Annotated in this window: 20 protein-coding genes and 1 other annotated feature; of the genes, 4 read left to right on the top strand and 16 right to left on the bottom strand. The window is 42.1% G+C overall.

The window, feature by feature from the left end; genetic code table 11:
• Positions 1 to 9 precede the first annotated feature (9 nt).
• From A5886_RS00365 to treR, 3 genes are read left to right on the top strand one after another with little or no spacing between them, the layout of a single operon-like run.
• Positions 10 to 2637 carry a glycoside hydrolase family 65 protein gene (locus tag A5886_RS00365; protein WP_086273132.1) on the top strand — a complete coding sequence of 876 codons (2628 nt, stop codon included), beginning with the start codon at positions 10 to 12 and terminating at the stop codon, positions 2635 to 2637.
• Between the two features lie 14 nt (positions 2638 to 2651).
• Positions 2652 to 3302: a beta-phosphoglucomutase gene (gene pgmB / locus A5886_RS00360; protein WP_086273131.1), complete on the top strand. Its 651-nt coding sequence runs from the start codon at positions 2652 to 2654 to the stop codon at positions 3300 to 3302.
• 54 nt (positions 3303 to 3356) lie between these two features.
• A complete protein-coding gene (gene treR, locus A5886_RS00355; RefSeq protein WP_086273130.1) occupies positions 3357 to 4073 on the top strand; it encodes a trehalose operon repressor in 717 nt (238 codons plus the stop codon).
• Positions 4074 to 4167: 94 nt separating this feature from the next.
• On the opposite strand, the gene rny is transcribed toward treR, so the two are convergent.
• The 7 genes from rny to yfmF all read right to left on the bottom strand — a co-directional run bounded on the left by rny (position 4168) and on the right by yfmF (position 12947).
• A complete protein-coding gene (gene rny, locus A5886_RS00350) occupies positions 4168 to 5742 on the bottom strand; it encodes a ribonuclease Y (RefSeq protein WP_086273129.1) in 1575 nt (524 codons plus the stop codon).
• A gap of 243 nt (positions 5743 to 5985) precedes the next feature.
• The gene (gene recA / locus A5886_RS00345) at positions 5986 to 7029 is read right to left on the bottom strand and encodes a recombinase RecA (protein WP_086273128.1); all 1044 of its coding nucleotides are present in this window, start codon (positions 7027 to 7029) and stop codon (positions 5986 to 5988) included.
• Positions 7030 to 7133: 104 nt separating this feature from the next.
• Positions 7134 to 8372, bottom strand: coding sequence for a competence/damage-inducible protein A (locus A5886_RS00340; protein WP_086273127.1), 1239 nt, complete (start codon positions 8370 to 8372; stop codon positions 7134 to 7136).
• 83 nt (positions 8373 to 8455) lie between these two features.
• A complete protein-coding gene (gene pgsA / locus A5886_RS00335) occupies positions 8456 to 9037 on the bottom strand; it encodes a CDP-diacylglycerol--glycerol-3-phosphate 3-phosphatidyltransferase (protein WP_086273126.1) in 582 nt (193 codons plus the stop codon).
• A gap of 88 nt (positions 9038 to 9125) precedes the next feature.
• The gene (locus A5886_RS00330; RefSeq protein ID WP_086273125.1) at positions 9126 to 10025 is read right to left on the bottom strand and encodes a helix-turn-helix domain-containing protein; all 900 of its coding nucleotides are present in this window, start codon (positions 10023 to 10025) and stop codon (positions 9126 to 9128) included.
• Positions 10026 to 10375: 350 nt separating this feature from the next.
• On the bottom strand, positions 10376 to 11686 hold the full coding sequence (gene yfmH / locus A5886_RS00325) for an EF-P 5-aminopentanol modification-associated protein YfmH (RefSeq protein WP_086273124.1): 1311 nt from the start codon (positions 11684 to 11686) through the stop codon (positions 10376 to 10378).
• Positions 11679 to 12947 carry an EF-P 5-aminopentanol modification-associated protein YfmF gene (gene yfmF / locus A5886_RS00320; RefSeq protein ID WP_086273123.1) on the bottom strand — a complete coding sequence of 423 codons (1269 nt, stop codon included), beginning with the start codon at positions 12945 to 12947 and terminating at the stop codon, positions 11679 to 11681. Before yfmF ends, yfmH begins: the two co-directional genes overlap by 8 nt.
• A gap of 158 nt (positions 12948 to 13105) precedes the next feature.
• On the opposite strand from yfmF, the gene mscL reads away from it, so the two are divergent.
• Positions 13106 to 13555, top strand: coding sequence for a large conductance mechanosensitive channel protein MscL (mscL, locus tag A5886_RS00315; RefSeq protein WP_086273122.1), 450 nt, complete (start codon positions 13106 to 13108; stop codon positions 13553 to 13555).
• Positions 13556 to 13585: 30 nt separating this feature from the next.
• Here the strand turns inward: mscL and A5886_RS00310 are convergent, their stop codons facing one another.
• The 9 genes from A5886_RS00310 to gltX form a co-directional block, all read right to left on the bottom strand.
• Positions 13586 to 14029: a GNAT family N-acetyltransferase gene (locus A5886_RS00310; protein WP_256926108.1), complete on the bottom strand. Its 444-nt coding sequence runs from the start codon at positions 14027 to 14029 to the stop codon at positions 13586 to 13588.
• Between the two features lie 61 nt (positions 14030 to 14090).
• Positions 14091 to 14336 (bottom strand): Veg family protein, encoded by a 246-nt coding sequence (locus tag A5886_RS00305; protein WP_054117044.1) that lies wholly within the window; start codon positions 14334 to 14336, stop codon positions 14091 to 14093.
• Positions 14337 to 14420: 84 nt separating this feature from the next.
• Positions 14421 to 14978, bottom strand: a complete 558-nt coding sequence (locus A5886_RS00300; protein ID WP_086273121.1) for a sigma-70 family RNA polymerase sigma factor — start codon at positions 14976 to 14978, stop codon at positions 14421 to 14423.
• A gap of 91 nt (positions 14979 to 15069) precedes the next feature.
• Complete coding sequence (locus A5886_RS00295; RefSeq protein WP_086273120.1) at positions 15070 to 15588, bottom strand: NYN domain-containing protein; 519 nt, start codon at positions 15586 to 15588, stop codon at positions 15070 to 15072.
• Positions 15588 to 16403 (bottom strand): 23S rRNA (guanosine(2251)-2'-O)-methyltransferase RlmB, encoded by an 816-nt coding sequence (gene rlmB, locus A5886_RS00290; RefSeq protein ID WP_086273119.1) that lies wholly within the window; start codon positions 16401 to 16403, stop codon positions 15588 to 15590. The genes A5886_RS00295 and rlmB overlap by 1 nt, the downstream gene beginning before the upstream one ends.
• The gene (locus A5886_RS00285; protein ID WP_086273118.1) at positions 16357 to 16791 is read right to left on the bottom strand and encodes a Mini-ribonuclease 3; all 435 of its coding nucleotides are present in this window, start codon (positions 16789 to 16791) and stop codon (positions 16357 to 16359) included. Before A5886_RS00285 ends, rlmB begins: the two co-directional genes overlap by 47 nt.
• Positions 16788 to 18197, bottom strand: a complete 1410-nt coding sequence (cysS, locus tag A5886_RS00280; protein WP_086273117.1) for a cysteine--tRNA ligase — start codon at positions 18195 to 18197, stop codon at positions 16788 to 16790. The genes A5886_RS00285 and cysS overlap by 4 nt, the downstream gene beginning before the upstream one ends.
• Positions 18181 to 18726: a serine O-acetyltransferase EpsC gene (gene epsC, locus A5886_RS00275; protein WP_086273116.1), complete on the bottom strand. Its 546-nt coding sequence runs from the start codon at positions 18724 to 18726 to the stop codon at positions 18181 to 18183. The genes cysS and epsC overlap by 17 nt, the downstream gene beginning before the upstream one ends.
• A 64-nt stretch (positions 18727 to 18790) precedes the next feature.
• Positions 18791 to 18990: a binding site (T-box leader), on the bottom strand.
• Complete coding sequence (gene gltX / locus A5886_RS00270) at positions 18987 to 20444, bottom strand: glutamate--tRNA ligase (protein ID WP_086273115.1); 1458 nt, start codon at positions 20442 to 20444, stop codon at positions 18987 to 18989. It overlaps the preceding feature by 4 nt.
• Positions 20445 to 20563 lie beyond the last annotated feature (119 nt).

Below are 20563 nucleotides of genomic sequence, written 5' to 3'. Positions count from 1 at the left end.
ATATCTACTGTGAATATCATTACATTGTCCGATGCGCAGTGGTTGCTGCAAGAGGCTGATGACAAAGCAACTTCTTTTGCAGGACCGTTATTAGAAAGAGTACAGGCACTTACATCCTATTTAAAGGACACACAATCTGGCGGCATTCTATCAGAAACAGTTGTATTTACCAATGAAGAAGGCACGTTTTCCCTTGATCAATGGTTGACCGAAAAATTAAATCAGCCTTTTGTCTGTGGTACAAAAGAGACATTTGAGGAGAAAAGTGCTGCCATTCCTTGGACACTAGAGTATTACGGGTATACACCGGGCAAAGACGAGTATTCTGTTGAATCATTGCTCACTGTTGGAAATGGTTATATTGGGTTGCGCGGTACTACACCTGAAATGGCGATCAGCGAAGAAAATTACCCTGGTTTATATATTGCTAGCTTGTATAATACTGCAGCTTCAGAAGTTGCTGGTCATACGATCCACAATGAAGATTTTGTCAATGCGCCGAATCTCCAAAAAATGTATATTGCAATCGATGGCGAAGTGATTGATATTGCCCATAATCAAATCGACTCTTTCAAACGAACATTGGATTTGCGGACGGGTTTATTCCAATCAACCGTTGATATCGAGACCAGCAAACAAAAGCGGATCAGAATCGAAACAAAAAAAATCGCAAACATGCAGGATGTGCATCAGTATAGTATCATGTACACCTTTACGCCGTTGAATTTTTCTGGCGCTATCACATTGATCAGTGAAGCAGATGGCGCTGTCTACAACTATAACGTGGCGCGTTACCGCAGTTTGACCAATCAGCACTTGCAAGTGATTACGACAGATGCTGAGGCAACAAAAGCTCATCTGGTCGCAGAAACCACAAACTCACGTATCACAGTCGTCCAGTCTTCTGAACTATTTGCAGACGATATTTCCCTATCAGAGATGACGTCTGACGTATCAGAATCGTCTGTAAAACAGTCCTTGCTCCTGTCTGTTGAAGAAGGACATACGTATCAATTTGAAAAAACTGTCACAGTTGCAGCTTATCGCCCAGACGAAGAACAACCCGCGACCACATGGAATGAGTTGCAACTTCCACGCTTTGATGCAATGTATCAAGAATCGCAACAAGCGTGGCGCACATTATGGCAAGACGCAGCAATTGAGGTTTCAGGAGATTTGATGTCGCAAAAAATGCTGAATCTGCACACGTATCATGTGTTGGTTTCTGCTTCACCAAATGCCTATCAAGAGTCACTTGATGCCAGCATCACCGCACGGGGCCTGCATGGTGAAGCTTACCGTGGTCATATTTTTTGGGACGAGTTGTTTATTCTGCCATTTTACATTGTGCATTTCCCAGATACAGCGAAAGAAATCTTACGTTATCGCTATCGTCGCCTAGCAGCAGCCAAAGCAGATGCCAAAAAAGCCGGTTATCAAGGTGCAATGTTCCCATGGCAATCAGGTCTAGACGGCAGTGAACAATCTCAAGAATTACATTTGAATCCAATCAGTGGTGAATGGAAAGAAGACCATAGCCGTTTGCAGCGTCATGTTTCGTTGGCTATCGCTTACAACGTCTGGCAATATTGGCACAATACCAAAGACAAACAATTTATGGCGGATTACGGCTTAGAATTGATGTTAGAAATTGCGCATTTCTGGCAAAGTGCAGCAACGTGGGATAGCCAAGCACAGCGCTATTTCATCGATAAAGTCATGGGACCTGATGAATTCCACGAAAATTACCCCGATAGCGAAACCGGTGGCTTGAAAAACAATGCATATACCAATATGATGGTTGTATGGTTGTTTGAAGAAATCGATCATTTGCAAGCAGCGATCGATGCCGAAACCTTTCAGACGATTCTACAAAAAACTGAAATGACTGCAACAGATTTAGACACAATGGCTGCTATCCGTACGAAACTAGGTTTAGAGATTGATTCTGAAGGGATTATCGCTCAATTCGAAGGCTATTTCCAACTGGAAGATCTAGATTGGGACCATTATAAAGAAACATACGGCAATATTTATCGGATGGACCGTATTTTAAATGCGGAAGGCAAGAGTGCAGATTCTTATAAAGTAGCCAAACAAGCAGATAGTTTGATGATTTTTTATAATTTCTCTAAACAACAAGTCAATCAAATTTTGACTGATTTGGATTATGAATTACCAACTGATTATGTGGAAAAAAATCTCAACTATTATTTACAACGAACTTCTCATGGTTCTACACTTTCTCGCATCGTCCATGCCCAATTGGCTGCTATGGTAGACAATCAAGAATTGGCTTGGTCATTGTACCAAGAAGCGCTATCTTCCGACTATCGTGACATACAAGGTGGAACGACAGCAGAGGGCATCCATGCTGGTGTGATGGCTGCAACATTGTTTATTCCTTTAACGACATTTGCTGGTATCGATATCAGAGAACAATTGGTCCAAATCACACCTAACTTGCCAAAAGCTTGGGAAGCATTGGCTTTCTCATTGCGCGTCCGAAATGTACATTACCAGATCAATGTTACACATGAAACATTGACAATTACAGTGGATCGCCCTGAAACGATTCTTATCAAAGGTATTGAATATCATTTAGTACCAAATGAACCACAAACAATTACTTACTAAAAGGAGTGCTACAGATGAAAAAAGGTTTTGTATTTGATTTAGATGGTGTCATCACCGATACGGCCAAATATCACTATATTGCTTGGAAAGAATTGGCTGCTGAAATCGGCATCGACATCGACTTAAAGTTTAATGAACAACTCAAAGGAATCAGCCGCATGGATTCTTTAGAACGTATTCTATCTCTAGGAAACAAAAATGATGCTTATACTGAAATCGAAAAAGAAGCATTGGCAACCAAAAAAAATACCCAATATGTACAACTGCTGCAAAGTCTAACGCCAGATGATCTATTGCCTGGTGTCAAAGAATTCTTAGACCAAGCGAAAGAAAAAAACATTCCTTGCGGGATTGCTTCAGCATCTAAAAATGCACCATTTATTCTTGATAAGCTTGGCGTGATGTCAGATTTTGATGCGATCGTAGATCCAGCCACACTAAAAAAAGGCAAACCAGATCCAGAGATTTTTGTTCAAGCAGCGCTTGCATTAGGTATTGATCCTGCTGAAGCAATTGGTTTTGAGGATGCGCAAGCGGGTATTGATGGAATCAAAGCTGCTGGGATGTATGCAGTAGGTGTGTACTCTGGAGAAGAACTTCACGGAGCTGATATCATTGTCGAAAAACTGACAGAGTTGAACATTGACGAATTGCTATCAAAATAGCAGATTGCTTTTCCAAAAATGCCTCGCTATAATAACTTGTGAGGAGGCTGTCGAATGAATAAGTTCAAAGAAATATTTTTAGATTTAGAACAAAAAATCGTGGCCAAAGAATATCCCCCCCATACGTTGTTGCCAAGTGAAAATCAACTGATTCAAACGTATGGTGTATCTCGGGAAACAGTTCGTAAAGCATTAAATCTCTTGAGGAATGCCGGCTATATTCAAAAAAAACAAGGCAAAGGTTCCATTGTTTTGGACCTTAACCGTTTTGATTTCCCTATTTCTGGTCTAACGAGTTTTAGAGAGTTGCAAGAAACCCAGCGCATCCCTAGTGAAACCAAAGTGGTGGAAATCCGGAAAATAGCAGTATCACCCAAACTGCATGAGATTACAGAATGGCCAGTTGCTGCTGAATCTTGGAAACTAGTGCGCCAACGAAAAATCGATGGTGAAGTGGTTATTTTGGATAAAGACTACTTAGATGCCTCGATTATTCAAACTTTGCCGGAGAAACGGGCACAAGTGTCGATATACGATTATTTCGAAAATGATCTAGGGTTAGAGATTGCTTATGCGCAAAAGGAAATTACGGTCGATCCAGTAAATAAAGAATTGCGTGATTTAATGGATCTGCATCCAGATGATCAACACGTAGTCACAGTCCGCAGCTTGGTTTATTTAGAAGATACGCGTTGCTTCGAGTATACAGAATCGATTCATCGCTTAGACAAATTCCGATTTGTTGATTTCGCGCGACGCAGAAAGATTTGATCAAGCAAATCCCTCAAATAAAAGAAGGAAGATCCTTTAAAGGGACCTTCCTTCTTTTCATAAAAAAATGCTAGGCACGATGCCTAGCATTTTTTTATTTCGCGTAATCTGTTGCCCGGGTTTCTCGGATAACAGTTACTTTGATATGGCCTGGATAATCCAGATCATCTTCAATTTTCTTACGAATATCACGTACCAATCGAACAGCGTCTAAGTCGGAAATCTGTTCAGGTTTGACCATTACCCGTACTTCACGTCCTGCTTGGACCGCAAAGCTGGAATCAACACCTTTGAAACTGTTGGCGATATTTTCTAAGTTTTGCAGACGACGGATATAATTTTCTAATGATTCGCTACGTGCACCTGGTCGAGCTGCAGATAGTGCGTCTGCGGCAGCTACCAAGACTGAAATGACCGAAGTGGCTTCGACATCGCCGTGGTGAGATGCGATCGCATTGATCACTGTTGCATTCTCTTTGTATTTGGCTGCTAACTCAGCGCCAATCTCAACGTGGGAACCTTCGATCTCATGATCCAGTGCTTTACCGATATCATGCAACAAACCGGCCCGTTTGGCCAACTGGATATCTTCACCTAATTCAGCAGCTAAAACACCACTTAGTTTTGCTACTTCAATCGAGTGGTTCAAAACATTTTGTCCGTAACTGGTACGGAAACGCAAGCGACCCAAAATCTTGATCAAATCAGGATGCAATGTGTGGGCGCCAACTTCAAATGCAGCTTGTTCGCCGAATTCGCGAATATTTTCATCCATTTCTTTCCGTGATTTTTCAACCATTTCTTCGATACGTGCCGGATGGATACGACCGTCTTGAATCAATTTCTCAAGGGTCATCCGGGCAATTTCACGACGAATTGGATCGAAACCAGAAAGAACGACTGCTTCTGGTGTATCATCGATGATCAAGTCAATCCCCGTCAATGTTTCCAAAGTACGGATATTCCGTCCTTCTCGTCCAATGATACGCCCTTTCATTTCATCATTTGGCAATGAAACGACAGAAACGGTTGTTTCTGAGACTTGATCAGCTGCACAACGTTGGATAGCAAGTGATAACAGATTTTTCGCTTTTCGATCTGCTTCCTCTTTGGCACGTTGCTCTGCTTCTTTGACCATGATCGTCAACTCATGATTGAGTTCTTCTTCTGTTGATTTCATGATCAGTTCTTTTGCATCATCTCTAGACAAAGCAGCGATTCGTTCAAGTTCTTGCTGTTGTCCATCGATTAAGTTTTCTACTTCTTTTTCTCGCTCGTCAATTAATTGTTGTTTCTCACTAAGTCTGCCTTCTTTATCTTCAAGTGAGCGTTCTCGTTTTTCCAAAGAATCATCCTTGCGATCAAGGACTTGTTCTCTTTGGAGTATCCGATTTTCCTGTGATTTTAAATCAAGTTTGCTTTCTTTCAACTCACTTTCAATTTCTGACCGATACTTCTGATTTTCTTCCTTAGCTTCTAACAATGCTTCTTTTTTTAGAGTTTCTGCTTCTTTCTTAGCGCTTTCGATAATCCCAGTTGCTGAATTCTGTGCACCGTTGATTTCTTTCTCATGACGAGATTTCGTCACAAAAACTCCTAATCCAAGACCGACAATTAAACCGATGATAGCGAGGAGAATGTAAAGTAGTTCCAATGAATCCACCTCCATACTATCTTTTTAAATATTTTGTAGTTTTGATAAGTAAATGATAACAAAATTATCAATAGTCTACCGCTATGTGGAAAACCACATAAGTTTATTCTAATGTTTGAACACAAGAGTGTCAACTTTTAAATGATATGCAACGTGCTTTATACATCGCTTTTTACAAAGACAATAACCGTTTGTTTTAAGGAACTGATAACCAAAAAGCCAAACAACAAAGTTGTTTGGCTCGTTTTTATTTGAAGATTATTCATCTAATGGCAATTCATCTTGCCCTTCTTCGATCTCAATCGTTTCACCCGTACCGATACCATAGGCATCTCGAACCCGTGTAGAAACTTCTTGCATCATTTCTGGATGTTCACGCATATAGTTTTTGGCGTTTTCACGACCTTGTCCAATACGATCCCCTTTATAAGCATACCAAGCACCGCTCTTGTCTACGATATCTTTCTCCACTGCCATATCCAACAATTCACCTTCTTGAGAAATACCTAAACCGTACATCATATCTACTTCAGCGACTTTGAATGGTGGCGCCACTTTATTTTTGACTACTTTGATTTTTGTGCGGTTCCCGATGATATCAGTACCTGATTTCAATTGTTCTGCACGACGTACTTCTAAACGAATCGTCGCGTAGAATTTCAACGCCCGACCACCAGGCGTTACTTCTGGGTTACCGAACATGATACCGACTTTTTCACGAATTTGGTTGATAAAAATCGCAATCGTTTTGGTTTTGTTGATCGATCCAGATAGTTTACGCAATGCTTGTGACATCAAACGCGCTTGCAAGCCGACATGGGCATCACCCATTTCGCCATCGATCTCTGCGCGTGGTACTAACGCAGCGACTGAGTCGATCACGACAATATCAACAGCGCCACTGGAAACCAGTGCATCAGCGATTTCTAATCCTTGTTCACCTGTATCAGGTTGTGATAGAAGCAAATCATCGATGTTCACGCCTAGTTTTTGTGCATATTGTGGATCTAATGCATGCTCTGCATCGATAAAGGCTGCAGTTCCGCCATTTTTTTGGACTTCCGCAATGGCATGTAAAGCAACTGTTGTCTTACCTGAACTTTCTGGACCATAGACTTCAATGATCCGACCTCTTGGAAAGCCGCCTACACCTAATGCAACGTCCAACGCCAATGAACCACTTGGGATCGTAGAAATTTGCTGGTCTACTTTCTCACCAAGTTTCATCACGGCACCTTTACCATAGTTCTTCTCAATCTTCTTTAGCGCAGCATCTAAGGCTGCTTTACGATCATCTGCCAAACGGATAATCCCCCTTATATAGTCATCACTTTCGTGTGTCATTCATAAGATAATAATAGCCCTTCTCACATAAAATTGCAAGAAAAAACGAACAAACATTCGCATTACCTTAATAATTCCTTACGTATTAAATCTAAGCCCGCCATAACTGCACTATGCCGAATGTAGGCGCGGTCACGGCTAAAGGTATACACATCACTAGTCACCCCTGATTCGGAAGCTAACGCGATCCACACAGTCCCTTTTGGCTGACCTTCTAAAGGCTCAGGACCTGCAACCCCTGTAAAAGAAACCGCATAGTCCGTCCCTGCTGCTCGCCGTGCTTGTACAGCCATTGCTTCAGCACATGCACGGCTGACTGTGCCATGCTGCGTCAGCAACACTGGATCGATGTCTAAGAGTTTACTCTTCATTGCTGCTGAGTAAGTCACAAAGCCCCCTGGAAAGACCTCAGACACACCTGGAACCGTCCCTAAGGTAGATTGGAACAAACCAGCCGTCAAGCTTTCTGCCGCTGTGACCGTTTTTCCTTTTTGCTTCAATAGATCAACCACAACATTTACGAGTGCGTTTTGTTCTCCATACCCATAAAAGAATCTGCCGACGCGGTTTTGGATCACACTTTCCAATTGATCTAGCTGCTTGATGCCTTGTTTTGGATCCGATGTTTTCACAGTCAGACGCAACGTGACCTCATTGGGCTTCGCGTAAGGGGCTATGGTCGGATTGGTTTGTTCATTGATCAAATCGGCCAGCTCCGCAGCTAATGCAGATTCGCCAATCCCATAATAACGCAAGACACGAGAAATCAACTGTTCTTTTTGGGGGAAGGCACGTTTCAACAATGGATTGACTTGTTCTAATACCATTGTTTTCAACTCGCTTGGCGGACCAGGCAACAGCAAGTATGTATGGGTCTCATCTTGATAAAAAATGCCTACAGCTAAGCCATTGTTATTCGGCAGTGGGATTCCGTCTTTGAAGACGAGGGTTTGCCGCAAATTGTTCTCGGTCATGATACCCTTTCTCGTTTTAAAGAAGGCTTCTAATTGCGCATAACCTGCGGGATCTCTCACCAATTCTTGCCCTACGTGTTGAGCAGTGACCTGTTTGGTCAAATCATCTTCTGTTGGCCCTAAACCGCCGCATAATACAATCAACTCACTGCGCTTGTCGGCAGTGACCAATAACTCTGACAATCGCTCTGGATTATCTCCAACTACACTGTGGTAATAGACATCGATGCCTAGTGCGGCTAATTCCTCTGATAAGAACGTCGCATTGGTATTCACCACCTGTCCTAAAAGTAATTCTGTTCCGACTGCGATGATTTCTGCTTTCATGTTATTGCTCCTTCATATACAAGTACGCACTTGATTGTTTTAACTGACAAAAAAAGTCCAGAAAACTTCTGAACTTTACAATCTTACATTGAGCCTTTAAAGACATCTGTATTTTTGATGAAATAATCGACTCCTGAATAAATGGTGAAAATCAAACATAGATACAACATGATTTGATCCACTGGAATGCCGATCAATGCGAATGGCAAATTGTTGACGAATAAGAATATGATTGCCACCATTTGTGTGGCCGTTTTGATTTTACCTGGCCAAGCAGCAGCCATCACTTCACCGCTTTGTTCTACTAATAGCAAGCGCAGACCAGTTACCGCCAATTCGCGGCAAATAATGATCGATACGACCCATCCTGGTGCTTTGTCTAATTCAACAAGCATGATGAACGCAGTCATGACCAGCATCTTATCTGCTAAAGGATCGGCAAATTTACCAAAATTGGTCACTAAATTTCTTGAACGCGCAATTTTGCCATCCAACCAATCTGTGATACTTGCGGCAGCAAACAAAATCGCTGCGACTAGATGGGTGGTAGGCAACACAACATCTCCCACGGTCATAGTGCCTAAATCAATGGGCAATACCAAGACCAGAATAAATATCGGGATCATAAAAATACGTAAGACGGTTAATTGATTGGGTAAGTTCACGAAATAAACTCCTCTCTCCCGACTATTGTACGTAAAATCAGCCAAAGGTGCCACTGATTTTGCTTCATTGTCGGTTATATATACTTTTTTATTCTGCAGTATCTGCATAACTGATCGTCATATTGACAGTTTTTTGTAGTGATTCATATTGAGGATCAGTAAAATCGACCGTTTGGCCATTGGCTTCAATCGTTACATACTGGCTGGCTCCTAGAGTCAGAACCGCATTGTCGGCACCTTCAGGTAAAGTGGTAGTTTGGGTTTCACCAGCAGTCAATGTGTATTGGTAAACATAAGCACCATCTACTTGCACACCGATCCAGCAACGCCCATCGACACCGGTAAATGTCAATGTCAATGGTGCTTCGGCATCTTTGACATCGATCGTGATTGCAGATTGTGAAGAATTGCTGGCTGTCAAAGTCATCTCTTTTTCGGCAGAACTTTCAGTTGTCGATTCGACAGTACTGGAACTGCTTGCGGTACTACTGGTATTTTCTGTTGAGGAAGAATCAGATGCAGAATTCTCGACAACTAAAGAAGAACTGCCTTGGATCATGGGTGACGCATTGCGGTCTTGCCAAGCCATATACCCCACAATACTAATAATGGTCACAGCGACCAAACCCAATAATATCATCGGCAAATAACGAATGACAAAAGAGCTGTTCTTTTCTGCTACATGTTGTGCTTTGCGAGAACCACTGACTGTTTCCGGTTGCGGTCTTTTAGGTAATGGCGCTGACAATGTTTCTTTGCCGTCAAACACAGCCACCAACTTATCTCCATCTTCTCCAACCGCCGCAGCATATTGACGGATAAATGCCCGCACATAGAAAGTACCTGGCAATTGTGCAAATTGATCTGCTTCGATTGCTTCCAAATAGCGCTTTTGGATTTTGGTCATTTGCTGCAATTCAATCAATGACATATTTTTATCTAAACGGGCTTGCCGTAATTTCGTTCCAATCGTTGTTTCGTTGGCCACTCGCTCATCTACTCCAGTCTTTAATCATCTTAGTCAAAAAAGTTGTTGAATAGAATCCTATTCTTGCTTCCTTCTTGCTTACTAAATATAACATTTTTTTCTAGATTTTTTTTGAAAAACAAGAAAAAAAGTTTTTACTTCAATGCTTAAAGAATACCATAAAAGAAAACCCTTAGACCACGCTGCCTTTAACTCGCAAACAAAATTTAATACTTTTTCTAAAAATTGATGGTTATTCGTAATAAAAAGAATATCTTGACCCAAACTTGATTTGGCATTGATGCTGTTTTATGCCTTCCATCAACTTTCAGGTCAAAGATATTCAAAAATAACGCATATTCAACCCATCTCTATCCGATAGGTGTATTTGATTCTGATGGATACATATAAAAACGACTAAAGGAAGTTGGATCGATAAAAGAGGCTCCCGCTGCTTTGACATCTGCTAAAGTGATGGATTGAATCACTTCTGGCAAGTCAAAGAGTGTGGTATCACCAAATAGACTTTGTGTAAATTGGTTGGCGATAAATTCCAACGAATTCAACGATTGGAAATATTTCCCTAGCATTTTTTTCTTTAGTAAATCTAGATTTTCTTGGTTGATCTCTGGGTCTTCTGCAGCACGTAGCAAAATCTTTTCAACTTCTGCCAACATGTCTTGCGGCGTTTCTGAGTCGCCAGAAAAATCTGCAAAATAAAATCCTCGATCCAAATTCACTTCAAAGCCAAAGGTATCATCGATTGTGCCATCATCATATAAACGTAAATAATTGGCTGATGTAGTGCCGAAGAGCATTTGGAACAATAGATTCAATGCATTCTTGAAGCGCAACAACTCCCGCCCTTCAGTCGGCAGTTTGTCCATCGCGCCTTTGATCCCCAAGACACCCTTTGGACGCATGACTGGCATCTCCATCCGTGACTCTGGTCGAATATCCGCTATAGTCTCTGTCGGATATTGACGAATGATCTCTTTTGCTTCAGGAAATACTTTCTCTTTTTGATTCTCTTTAATCCAAGCCATTGTTTCTTCTGGGTCGATATTGCCTACGATAAATAAGACCATATTGCTCGGGTGATAAAATGTATTGTAGCAAAGATACAAATCCTCGGCGGTGATATCCGCAATACTTGCCACAGTACCAGCAATATCGATATGCAGTGGATGCTTTGGATAGAGATTTTTGATGATCCCAAAGAACTGTTGCCAGTTTGGATCATCATCATACATTTGGATTTCTTGTCCGATGATACCTTTTTCCTTTTCAACGGTTTCCTCTGTAAAATAAGGCGCTTGGACGAAATCAAGCAAAGTTAGTAAATTCTGCTTGATTTGATCTGTCGCTGAAAATAGATAACTGGTTTTGGTAAAGCTGGTAAAGGCATTTGCTGAGGCCCCTTGCTGACCAAATTTTTGGAAGACATCACCGTCTTCTTTTTCAAACAATTTGTGTTCAAGGAAATGGGCAATGCCGTCCGGAACTTGTGTCAGTTCATCTGGCTGATACCCAAAATGATTGTCAACAGAACCATAATTTGTGCTAAACAGCCCATATGTTTTATGAAAGTCGGCTTTTGGCAATAAAAATACCTTGAGGCCATTGTCTAATACTTCTTCATAAAGCGTTTCATTGATTTGTTGATAGACTTTTTTATTCATGCGCTGCCTCCTTATCTAAAAAGAATATTCCTTGCAAGTGCACGTGTTGTGCCAGGCGTTTAACATCAGCGATGCTGACATTTTCCAGACGCTGCATAAATGTGTCTTCGGTCATCTCAGAACCTGGTACCCATTGATTCAAGTAGGCGGTCTCGATCAATGCTTGCGGGTTATCCAATGATAGCAAATATTGATTTTTCAGCATAGCTTTTGTCTGCGCGAGTTCTTCGGCAGTGACCTCCCCTTGTTGCAAGCTTTGCAATTGTGCCTCGATCAATTTGAAGACTTGGTCGCGGTTTTGACCATCAATGCCTGTTTGGACGGATAGATAGCCACGGAATGTATCGATGCTGCTTGACGCATAGTAGGCTAAACTCGCTTTTTCTCGCACATTCATAAACAATTTAGAATGAGGAAATCCGCCAAAAAGACCATTGAAAACCATAAACGCGATCCGATCCGCTTGATCGTAATACACATCTGTGTGGTAGGCCAAATTTAATTTGGCTTGCGTGATCGGTTCTCTAATCATTTTTTCTCGTATTACATTTTCCGCTGGTTGTTGATAGAAGACAGCAGTTTCTTTGCTTGTCCGATCGGTAAAAGGCAGTTGTTCAAAGAGCGACTGAACCGCCTGTTCTTCTACATCGCCTATCACAAAAATATCGATTTGATCCTCATTGATCATGGCCTGATAGGTTTGATATAAATCAGCTGCCGTGACCTCGGTCAAATCTTCAGGTCTGCCAAAACTCGGATACTTTTGGTGGGGATCATTGGCGAAGTATAATTCTTGCAGTGCCAATGAAGCCAGCGCTTGTTTATCTTCCACCACACTCTTCATGTAGGAAATCAAATTGTTTTTTTCCGTGGTAAAGTGTTTTTCATCAAAGCGATTCCCTTGTGCATTGGGATGAAACAGTACTTGTTCAAGAAACGCTACGGCTTCTGAGAGCAGAGTAGTATCCGCTACGTATTTTCCGTTGACCAATGACATCGCAGCATTGACCTGGTGAAGATTGCCTCGTTTATTGACATTCATACCGAAGCTAGCTCCGTATAATTCAGCCAATTTACTGCTGAAGGCTGTTTGGGTCGGATACGCGAAACTCGTTGTTTCTAACAGACTCGTTAACAATGTGCGCTTGGCTGTCTGGGCGACATCTAATGGCGCAGTGAAACGGACGAACATCCGAATCGTTTTGTATTTTTGTGTTGGCAATACCGTCAAGCGGACGCCTTTTTTTAGTTCGATGGTCATATGACACCCCTTCTCATAACAAAGATTATCTTCTCAATTATAGCATAGCCCGTCTCATTTCTCCTTGAAACAAGGGATGTCTTTGATTCGCGAGCGTTTTTTTTTAACATTCCTCGCTTTTTCGCTATACTATGTATAGAGTTTAGGAGGGAAATGTTATGATCAAAGAATTTAAAGAATTTATTTTGCGTGGCAATGTCATCGATTTAGCGATAGGGGTTGTGATTGGGAGTGCCTTTACTGCTATCGTGACGAGTTTAGTTGAAGGATTGCTGACACCGCTCGTGACGTGGGTATTGTCTCTATTTGGCAGTGCAGATGCCTTTGCAGGTCTTGTTTTATCACCAAAGGAAAATGTTGTATTTGACTTTGGTCAAGTGATTAATGCTCTTATTACATTCTTGATTACAGCTTTTGTTTTATTCTTGATCGTCAAAGCAGTCAACAAATTACGCAACTTGCATCCTCAAGAAGAGGAAGAAGTAGCGCCAGAAATCACTGCTGAAGACTATTTAGAAGAAATTCGCGACTTATTAAAAGCACAGACAACTGGCACTTTGCCAAATGAACAATTGGATCAGTTATTTGATACCAAAACAGAGCAATAAACAAAAGAATCCTTTCCCACTAGAAGCGTTCTAGTTGGCGAAGGATTCTTTTTTCATGCGGATATGCAAGATACCATCTTCTTCATAGGGTGCACTGATTGATTCAAAGCCATACTGGCCATAATATCCCGCCAAATGCGCTTGTGCTTCGATACGGATCTCGCGCATTGGATAAAGGGTCTGAATCTGGTGCAAGATTGCTTGCAGCAAGCGATGGCCTTCTCCTTGACCGCGATACGCTGGTGCAACAAGCACACGCCCAAAATGGACGACCTCATCTTGTAAAAAGATACGGGCATAAGAGATGATCGTTTCTTGCTCATCGGCGGCCCATAAATGATAGGCTCTTTGATCGATGGCATCGATTTCTTGATAAGCACATGCTTGTTCTACTACAAAGACAGCGGTACGTACTTGTGCCAACCGGCAAAAAGTATCAGCTGACATTGCACTTAATTGTTTACATACAAACACATGTCATGCCCCCTTTCATTAAAAAACAAAAAAGAGTCAACAATCGTCAACTCTTCTGTCATTACACTGCTTCTGATAAAAATTCAATTTCAACTGTTCTTGTTAAGATATCGGAATAGCTGTAAGAAACGCGTTCAAATGAATTTTCATTTGGATCCAAATCTACGACAAAAACAGAAGGATATGTCTCTGTCAAAACACCGCGACGCTCGGTTTGACGCTTACGTCCAGTTTGAGCAACCAGCATAATCTCACTACCGATACGGCATTCTAAATCTTTCTTGATCGTTGCTAAAGTTGTTGGCATCGCATTCACCTCGAGTAACATCATACCACGAATGGCAGAAAATTTCAAGTTTACCACAAAATAAATGTCGTTTCAATAAGATTTTTATGAACCTTCCATAAAAAGCGTTATCATCTTTGATCTGCCACGATTGAAAGCGCTTTTTATCTTGTCGTAGGGAAGTTTTTCTTGCGCAGCAATTTGTTCAAGTTCTAATCCTTTGAGGAAATTCATTATAACCAATCCTTCAAGTTGGGAAAGTTCTTTCGGGTAACTTGGCAATGCATCATGAATGATCATTTGCGCTTCGATCTGTTCTTTTTGACGATTATTGTCTGTTAAAAAGTGTCCACCTTCATTGGCGATTTTCTCTTCCAATGAGCATGCATCCGCTTGCGCTTTGCGTTTTTGTGCTTGCTGGATACGCAACAGACTGCAGATACGATTTTCGAAGGAGCGCTTGAACAAGACACCGATCGTGGTTCCTTTATCAGGATCATACGCCTTGAGGCACTTATCAAATACGATGCGACCTTCTTGCAGCCAATCATCGAAATCGTAATCTCTCAAGTAGTATTTCTTATAAAGAATTTCTACCACTGGCTGGTATTGTCGAAACTTCTCTTCAAAATAATCCGAGTATTGCCTTTCTGTACTTGCCATTCATGTCACTCCTTTTGTATGTGTTTGAATACAAAAAGAGCGTAACATAAACGGTTCCCCTATCTTCTCATTTGCCAGTTCAATTTTGTCCCTAACTCAAATCATGCAATTTCTTATTCAGCTCTGCCAACTGCTCCGCTGTCCAAGGTGAGTTGCGTCGAAAGTCTTTAAAAGACAGATCTGTTTGATGCTGATGGATATCCTTTTCGGTCTTCTCGATACTTTTATAAAGTTCACGGGCAGATGTCCGTAAGGCACCTTGGGAAAAGATCACCCATTGTTCAGCCAAATCACTCGTTGCTACTGTCACTTGCGTCAAACGGTTGTTTAATTCACCGGCAACGCGCTCAATATAGCTATCTGCCGTTTCCCCTTCTTCGGTGAAAATCACCTCAAGTTGGTACTTCGTATAACTTTGCGTAACACCGGGCACCAGTTGCGCATCAAAGACAACGATTATTTTTAATCCTTCGTATTTTGAATAGTTGGATAAACGATGGAGCAACGCTTCTCTTGCATCTTCCAAACGATCTTGATTTTTTAACAACACAAGTTCCGGCCATGCACCGATCATATTATAGCCATCAACGATCAGCAGGGGATTCTTCATTAAGAAACCCCATTTCGACTCGTGTACGCTTGATACATCAACAATCCAGCAGCAACACTGGCATTCAAACTTTGGACATGCCCAGTCATCGGAATCGTCAACATTTGATCGACCTCTTTTTTGAGTCCTTCTCCCATGCCCCGGCCTTCGTTGCCAATGATCAGACCAACTGAACCTTGGGCATTCCACGTACGATAATCACTACCCGCCATATCAGTACCAAAAATCCAGAAACCGGCTTTTTTTAATTGTTGAATGGCTTGGGTCAGATTGGTTACTCGTGCCACTGGAACATGCTCAACTGCACCAGTAGATGTCTTGACGACAACCGGGGTAATACCGACTGCCCGATGTTTAGGAATAATAACACCATCAATCCCACTGGCATCTGCTGTTCTTAAAATAGACCCAAAATTGTGGGGATCTTCTAGATTATCCAAAATCAGATAAATCGGGTTTTCTTTGGTTTGTTCCAACAACTCATCAAGGGTCAAATATTGATAAGGTGTGATGGCCAATAACATCCCTTGATGCACGCCTTGATCGCTCATAAGATCCAATTTTTGTTTTGGTACCCATTTGACTGGGACAGCTTGTTCTCGAGCTGCTTCCTTCAAGGTATCGATTTTTTCACCGCGGGCATCTTCTGATAAGAATAATTTATTGCCTCGCCCTTCTTTTAAGGCTTCCGTTACGGCGTGGAAACCGAAGACGAAATTATCTTCAACCGCTTCTGTACTTGTTTCCTTTGGCCGATCGTTTCTAGGTTTAGCGTTTTTTTTGTTGGGGCGGTTTCTTTGTTGTTTTTCTCGCATCATCTTCTCCTACTTTCTTAATACACCAAGCTATCAGCTCGTCTAAGCGTTCCTTTTGTTCTGTCAGGTGCAAATACCCGATCAATGATTCAAAGCCTGTAGCAATGCGATAGGTGGTTATATCGGCATTTTTGGCTCCGGTATGACTCTTACTGTTGCGGCCGCGACGGTAAAAATCATATTCTTCTTCTGTTAGTATCTCATCGTCCAGCATTTTTTGGATCAATGCTGCTTGTGCTTTGGCAGAAACATAATGCGTGGCCATATGATGCAGCTGATTGGGTCTAGTTTGTCCTTGTGCCACTAAATAATCACGAATATAGACTTCGTAGATTGCATCACCCACATAGGCCAATGCCAAACCATTCAATTGTTTGTAATCTCTCATGCGTCTCTTCTCCATCTTGTTCCTTGCGCTGTATCTTCCAAAATGATTCCTTGTTCTTTCAACTCATCACGGATTTGATCACTGCGGGCAAAATCTTTGGCATGACGGGCAGCGATCCGTTCATTGATCAACGCTTCGATATCTTCATCTAGTAAGGTATCTGTCACAAAGTAGATACCAAAAACACTTAACCACGCACTGAATTTGGTGACTGCCGCCGCCAAAACAGCCAAATCAATCGTCGGATCTTCTGTGGCTAGATTGATCCATTTTGCCAGTTCATAAACGACAGTGATCCCATTGGCCGCATTGAAATCATCATCCATTTCTGTGATAAACCGCGCTTCAAAATCTGCCAAAACGGGCACTTCGCTGGTTTTTGCTTCATCGGTCCCACGATTTGCTAAGCGGAAACGGGCGTTTTCATAAGTGGTACGCAATTTTTGCAGATTGGTCTCTGCTTCTCTAACGGTCGTTTCACTGTATCTGATTGGTCGCCGGTATTGTGTTGTTGCCAAGAAAAAGCGCAATACTTGAGGGTCGACTTGTTGGATCATATCATGGACCGTCACGAAGTTTCCAAGAGATTTGCTCATTTTTTCCTCTTGTTCCCCAATCGTCACATAGCCATTGTGCATCCAGTAATGCGCAAACGTGTGACCGGTTTTGGCTTCGCTCTGGGCAATTTCATTTTCATGATGCGGGAAAGTCAAATCTTGCCCCCCACCGTGGATGTCAATGGTATCCCCTAAATGTTTGGTGGCCATCACTGAACATTCGATATGCCAGCCTGGTCGTCCCGGTCCCCACGGAGATGCCCAAGAAATCTCCCCTTCTTTCGCCGCTTTCCACAAGGCAAAATCTAAAGGATCTTCTTTGATTTGCTGCTCATCACCGGTACGTTGACTTGCACCTACCTCTAACTCATCGATAGACTGATCGCTCAATTGACCATACGTCGCAAACTTGCGGGTACGATAGTACACATCCCCCTGCACAGGATAAGCATAGCCTTTTTCAACTAGCGCAGCAATAAACGCAATGATATCGTCGATATGATCCATCACTCGTGGATTCATCGTAGCTGGTTTGACATTCAATGCGGCGGTATCTTCATTGAATGCGGCAATAAAGCGCTCTGCGACGGCGGGTGCCGTTGTTTCTAATTCTTTGGCTGCTCGAATGATTTTATCATCGACATCCGTAAAATTCATCAAATAATCCACTTCATACCCGCGATATTCAAAATAACGGCGGATCGTATCAAATGAAACGGTACTGCGGCCATTGCCGATATGGATATAGTTATAGACAGTTGGTCCGCACACGTACATCTTCACTTTATTAGGGACTAATGGCTGGAATTCTTCTTTTTGACGTGTCAGTGTATTATAAATTTTTATCATTATGGATAACCTTCTTTCCTTTGATTCGTGCGACTTGTGCAGGAATACCGACAGCCGTTGCATCTGCTGGGATATCAGTCAATACAACTGCACTCGCCCCGATTTTGGCCCGTTCACCAATAGTCACTGGCCCTAAAATCTGCGCATGGGCGGATATAAATGCCCCTTTTTTGATTGTTGGATGCCGCTTGCCGCGATCCTTGCCCGTACCGCCTAATGTCACGCCATGGAATAAGACGACATCATCTTCTACGATCGCTGTTTCACCAATCACAACACCCATGCCGTGATCAATAAACACCCCTTGGCCAATCTGTGCCCCAGGGTGAATCTCAATCCCTGTAAGCATACGCCAAAATTGGGCGGTCACTTTCGCAATGAAATACAAGTGATGGCGAAATAAAAAGTGCGCCCAGCGATGCCAGAATAGTGCATGAAATCCTGGATACGTCACCACGATCTCCAATGTTGAACGTGCAGAAGGATCATATTGTTTTGTTGCCGCGATTGCTTTTTTGAACCAAGTCATCTTTTCACCTGCTTTATGCGCGCTTTATGTACAAAAAAAACGTCTTTCAAATAAGTTTCCTTATCCAAAAGACGCTTTCCTGCGTGGTCCCACTTTTGTTTGCAGACAATAGCCTGCCTCAAAGCGGGTAACGTCCGCTAGGCCGTCTTTGACTTGCGCCAAAGCCACTCATAGGTGCATTTCCCATCCTTTTATGATCACTTGCACCACCCGTGATCTCTCTAAAATAAAAGCAACAGTACTTCGTCTATTCAATGTGTTTATAATACGTTATTTAAATGATCAAGGGCTTTTTCTTTCCCTAATAATTCAACAGTATCTGGTAATTCTGGTCCGTGGGTTTGACCTGAAACGGCTACACGGATCGGCATGAACAAGTTCTTGCCTTTGATGCCTGTTTCTTTTTGAATCTCTTTGATTGCTGCTTTGACAGCCGCCGCTTCAACAACTGGCAATGCACTCAATTTTTCTTTGAATGCTTGTAAGACAGTCGGTACTGTCTCACCTGCCAATACTTCTTTTGCTGCATCATCTAAAACAGGATGTTCTTCAAAGAATAAGTCAGATAAATCAACGATTTGCGCGGCATAGCTCATTTGTGGTTGATACAATGAAACGATTTTTTGCAGCCAATCTTGTTTATCAGCAGCAGTTGCTTCATCGATCCGACCAGCTTTGACTAGATAAGGCACACACATAGCTGTTAATTCTTCCAAGTCCATTTGTTTCATATATTGATTGTTGACCCATTCTAATTTCTTCGCATCAAATGCAGCCGGAGATTTGCTCAAGCGTTCTGGATCGAAGATTTTGATCAATTCTTCTTGAGAGAAGATTTCTTCTTCCCCAACTGGCGACCAGCCTAATAATGCAATGAAATTGAACATTGCTTCAGGTAAATAACCAAGTTCGCGGTATTGTTCGATAAATTGTAAGATCGATTCATCCCGTTTGCTTAATTTTTTCCCAGTTTCGCTGTTGATGATCAGTGTCATATGACCAAATTCTGGTGCTTGCCAACCAAATGCTTCGTAAATCATCAATTGTTTTGGTGTATTCGCAATATGATCGTCTCCACGCAACACATGAGTGATTTTCATATGGTGGTCGTCGACTGCAACGGCAAAGTTGTAAGTCGGCATGCCATCACGTTTTTGGATGACAAAATCACCACCAACATTGTCTGATTCAAAGACGATTTCACCTTTGACCATATCTTGGAATTTGTATTCAGTATTACGAGACACACGGAAGCGAATAACCGGCTCTAAGCCTTGCGCTTCTTTTTCAGCTTGTTCTTCAGGCGTCAAATTGGCACATGTGCCGCCATAATGTGGCATTTCACCACGGGCTCTTTGGCCTTCTCGTTCAGCTTCCAGCTCTTCTTCTGTACAATAGCATTTATAGGCACGGTTGCTTGCAAGCAATTGATCGATCAGCGGTTGATAAAGCTCTCCGCGTTCTGATTGACGGTAAGGGCCGTAAGCACCTGGTTCAGCAGGGGATTCATCCCAATCCATTCCTAGCCATTTCAGGTTTTCTAACTGGCTTTTTTCACCGTCTTCAATATTTCGTTTTTGATCCGTATCTTCGATGCGGATGATAAAATCACCATCGTTGTGACGGGCAAATAAATAGTTGAATAAAGCCGTCCGGGCATTGCCGATGTGTAGATGTCCTGTTGGACTTGGCGCGTAACGTACACGTACTTTCGTCATTGTTTTCCTCTTCCTTCATCTAATTTTCAAACAATAGCTATTGTTTGAACGCATATTGGTCTGTTTATCAAACATATCAAAAAAAACAGGACCCTCAGCTAGAATTGTACAATCAATAG

The sequence above is a fragment of the Candidatus Enterococcus testudinis genome (assembly GCF_002140915.1).
GTDB classification, from domain to species: Bacteria; Bacillota; Bacilli; order Lactobacillales; family Enterococcaceae; genus Enterococcus_D; species Enterococcus_D testudinis.
The sequence above is the reverse complement of the archived record's forward strand: the minus strand, read 5'-3'. Positions and strand labels throughout refer to the sequence as shown.

Coding starts and splice junctions, on each gene's coding strand:
- A5886_RS00305 (WP_054117044.1), bottom strand. CDS start 14,336: ATGCCAACAACTTTAGCAACGATCAAGAAAGATTTAGAATGCCGTATC.
- gltX (WP_086273115.1), bottom strand. CDS start 20,444: ATGACGAAAGTACGTGTACGTTACGCGCCAAGTCCAACAGGACATCTA.
- yfmH (WP_086273124.1), bottom strand. CDS start 11,686: ATGAATAAAAAAGTCTATCAACAAATCAATGAAACGCTTTATGAAGAA.
- A5886_RS00300 (WP_086273121.1), bottom strand. CDS start 14,978: ATGGCAAGTACAGAAAGGCAATACTCGGATTATTTTGAAGAGAAGTTT.
- A5886_RS00340 (WP_086273127.1), bottom strand. CDS start 8,372: ATGAAAGCAGAAATCATCGCAGTCGGAACAGAATTACTTTTAGGACAG.
- rny (WP_086273129.1), bottom strand. CDS start 5,742: ATGGAGGTGGATTCATTGGAACTACTTTACATTCTCCTCGCTATCATC.
- treR (WP_086273130.1), top strand. CDS start 3,357: ATGAATAAGTTCAAAGAAATATTTTTAGATTTAGAACAAAAAATCGTG.
- A5886_RS00285 (WP_086273118.1), bottom strand. CDS start 16,791: ATGAGAGATTACAAACAATTGAATGGTTTGGCATTGGCCTATGTGGGT.
- mscL (WP_086273122.1), top strand. CDS start 13,106: ATGATCAAAGAATTTAAAGAATTTATTTTGCGTGGCAATGTCATCGAT.
- pgmB (WP_086273131.1), top strand. CDS start 2,652: ATGAAAAAAGGTTTTGTATTTGATTTAGATGGTGTCATCACCGATACG.
- epsC (WP_086273116.1), bottom strand. CDS start 18,726: ATGACTTGGTTCAAAAAAGCAATCGCGGCAACAAAACAATATGATCCT.
- rlmB (WP_086273119.1), bottom strand. CDS start 16,403: ATGCGAGAAAAACAACAAAGAAACCGCCCCAACAAAAAAAACGCTAAA.
- A5886_RS00295 (WP_086273120.1), bottom strand. CDS start 15,588: ATGAAGAATCCCCTGCTGATCGTTGATGGCTATAATATGATCGGTGCA.
- cysS (WP_086273117.1), bottom strand. CDS start 18,197: ATGATAAAAATTTATAATACACTGACACGTCAAAAAGAAGAATTCCAG.
- yfmF (WP_086273123.1), bottom strand. CDS start 12,947: ATGACCATCGAACTAAAAAAAGGCGTCCGCTTGACGGTATTGCCAACA.